Genomic DNA, 2,648 nt, shown 5'->3' with positions numbered 1-2,648 from the left:
CGCGACTTCGGCGATCTGGCCCTCGGCCAGATAGGTCTCGAACTGACTGTAAGGAAGCTTCGCGACGAGCGTCGCGGTGGTGAACAGGTATTGGAAGCCGAGCAAGACGAAGAGTGCGACCAGCCAGTACCAGATGTTGAACTGGGTCTTCTTGTTGAGCTCCACGACGGTGACTCCCCCGCTGCGCTCCCTCGACGGGAGCATTGCTCCTTCGTCCGACAAAGACGCCGCAGCTCACTGCCGAGTTCCGCAGCCACCCCGCAGCAGTGCGCGCGAGGAGCGGCAAGCCGCATCGCGAGCGGCGCTATGAGATCAGGCCTGGAGAGTGCGCGGCCGCGTGTAAAGGCTTACGGCAAGTGAGCACCTGCCGGGCGACACACTCAAGCGGCGTGCCGGCCCCGCATCACAGGGCCGGTACCGCTCGATCTAGGGGAACAGTAACGGGTTTCAAGATCACCGGGCACAGCGCGGCGTGCCGCCGCAGCTTCGCGGCGGCGGTGCGCGGCGCCGCGAAATCAGGCGTTCTTCAACGCGACGCGGAATTCGGCTTCGGTCTTGGCCTTGACCTCGTCGAGGGTCACGCCATCGGCAAGCTCGATCAGCGCCATGCCGTCATTGCCGTGCTTGTCGATGGTAAACACCGCAAGATCGGTGACCACCATGTCGACCACGCGCTCGCCGGTGAGCGGCAGGTTGCAGGTCTTCAACAGCTTCGGGCCGTCCTTGGCGGAATGCTCCATCACCACGACGACGCGCTTGACGCCAGCGACGAGATCCATCGCACCGCCCATGCCCTTCACCATCTTGCCTGGAATCATCCAGTTGGCGAGGTCGCCGTTCTGCGCGACCTGCATGGCGCCGAGAATGGAGAGATCGATATGGCCGCCGCGAACCATTGCGAAGGAATCGGCTGACGAGAAGTAACTGGTCGACGGCAGCTCGGTGACGGTCTGCTTGCCGGCGTTGATCAGGTCCGGGTCTTCTTCACCCTCATAGGGGAACGGACCCATGCCGAGCATGCCGTTCTCGCTCTGCAGCACCACGTCGACGCCGTCCGGGATGTAGTTCGAGACCAGCGTCGGAATGCCGATGCCGAGGTTGACGTAGAAGCCGTCGCGCAATTCCTTGGCGGCGCGCGCCGCCATCTGTTCGCGGGTCCAAGCCATCAGGGATCTCCTCAGCTCGCCGCCGATTCGGCACGCTTGCGGGTGGTACGCTGCTCGATGTGTTTCTTCGCGTTCGGCACGTGGACGATGCGCTGCACGAAGATGCCCGGGGTGTGGATATGATCCGGGTCGATCTCGCCCGCCGGCACCAGATGCTCGACCTCGGCGATGGTGATCTTCGCCGCGGTCGCCATCATCGGATTGAAGTTGCGCGCGGTCTTTCGGTACACGAGGTTGCCGGCGGTATCGCCCTTCCAGGCGTGGACGATCGCGATGTCGCCGAACAGGCCGCGTTCCATCACGTATTTCTCGCCGTCGAACTCGCGGATTTCCTTGCCTTCAGCCACCAGCGTGCCGACACCGGTCTTGGTGAAGAACGCCGGAATGCCGGCGCCGCCGGCGCGGATGCGCTCGGCCAGGGTGCCCTGCGGGGCGAATTCCAATTCCAGCTCGCCGGCCAGAAACTGCTGCGCGAACAGCTTGTTCTCGCCCACATAGGACGAGATCATCTTCTTGATCTGGCGGGTCTCGAGCAGCCGGCTGAGGCCGATGCCGTCGACGCCTGCATTGTTGGAAACGAAGGTGAGATCCTTGACGCCCGCGTCGCGGATCGCGTCGGACAGGGTCTCGGGAATGCCGCAAAGGCCGAAGCCGCCGGACATGATCATCATGCCGTCCCGCAAGATGCCGTCGAGTGCCGCCTTGGCGTCGGGGTAGACCTTGTTCATGATGCAGGGACCTTTGAGCGGGCTTTGCTGCGATTAGGTCTATTAGGCAAAAACCCCGCAACCCGTCAATTGCACCAGGCCCCGTAACACCCGGAAAGCCTTGAAAGCGCCAAGAAAACCGAGCAAGTTGCGCCCCGGGTCCGGCCCTGTTGGGAGCCGCCTCTCACACACCTCATTCACGCTCACGTTCCGGAAACTGGTTGGCGATGGCCCAAGGAATTAAGCGCCTCGGGATCTCGGTGGCGGTGCTGATCGCCGTCGCCGTGACAGGGGCGTTCGCGCTTTCGCTGACGATCGATCGCGGTGCCCTGCGCCAGGCCGTGGAGCAGCAGCTTCGCGCCGCCACCGGCCTGAAGCTGGTGGTCGACGGCGATATCGACGTCACCATCTTCCCGCGCAGCACCGTGACGTTCAGCAACGTACGCTTGAAGAGCGACGAAGATGGCGGCGCCGACGCGGCGCTCAGCGTCAAGACGCTGATCACCAACCTGCGGCTGCTGCCGCTGCTGCTGCGCCGGTTCGAGATCGCCGACGTGATGCTCAACCAGCCGTCGATCCACGTGGTGCGCGACGCCGACGGCCGCAGCAACTGGACGCCGTTCATCGACAGCTTGACCCGGACGATGAAGCCCGGTCTCGACGATCAAGTGTCGTTCTCCGAGATCCGGCTGCAGGATGGCGAACTCAGCTATCGCGACGAAACCGCCGGCGTTCACGAGCACATCGACGACATCGACCTGTCGCTGGCATGGCC

4 protein-coding genes are annotated in these 2,648 nt (G+C 63.8%); 1 reads left to right on the top strand and 3 read right to left on the bottom strand.

What is annotated here, in order from left to right:
* The 3 genes from DYI24_RS24835 to DYI24_RS24825 form a co-directional block, all read right to left on the bottom strand.
* Positions 1-204, bottom strand: a 204-nt coding sequence (locus DYI24_RS24835) for an ATP-dependent metallopeptidase FtsH/Yme1/Tma family protein (protein ID WP_205523679.1), incomplete at its 3' end; no start/stop codon positions are given.
* A 311-nt stretch (positions 205-515) separates the two neighbouring features.
* Positions 516-1,166 carry a 3-oxoacid CoA-transferase subunit B gene (locus DYI24_RS24830; RefSeq protein WP_011159690.1) on the bottom strand — a complete coding sequence of 217 codons (651 nt, stop codon included), beginning with the start codon at positions 1,164-1,166 and terminating at the stop codon, positions 516-518.
* A gap of 11 nt (positions 1,167-1,177) precedes the next feature.
* Positions 1,178-1,894 (bottom strand): CoA transferase subunit A, encoded by a 717-nt coding sequence (locus DYI24_RS24825; protein WP_011159691.1) that lies wholly within the window; start codon positions 1,892-1,894, stop codon positions 1,178-1,180.
* 206 nt (positions 1,895-2,100) lie between these two features.
* Between DYI24_RS24825 and DYI24_RS24820 the strand changes: the two genes are divergently transcribed.
* Positions 2,101-2,648 (top strand): AsmA family protein (locus DYI24_RS24820; protein ID WP_164574220.1); only part of this gene is annotated, 548 nt, incomplete at its 3' end.

The organism is Rhodopseudomonas sp. BR0C11, from assembly GCF_010820945.1.
In the GTDB taxonomy this organism is placed as follows: Bacteria; Pseudomonadota; Alphaproteobacteria; order Rhizobiales; family Xanthobacteraceae; genus Rhodopseudomonas; species Rhodopseudomonas palustris_H.
The sequence above is the reverse complement of the archived record's forward strand: the minus strand, read 5'-3'. Positions and strand labels throughout refer to the sequence as shown.

What these genes read in the sequence shown, in the direction of transcription:
- DYI24_RS24825 (WP_011159691.1), bottom strand. Translation starts at nt 1,894, where the DNA reads ATGAACAAGGTCTACCCCGACGCCAAGGCGGCACTCGACGGCATCTTG.
- DYI24_RS24830 (WP_011159690.1), bottom strand. Translation starts at nt 1,166, where the DNA reads ATGGCTTGGACCCGCGAACAGATGGCGGCGCGCGCCGCCAAGGAATTG.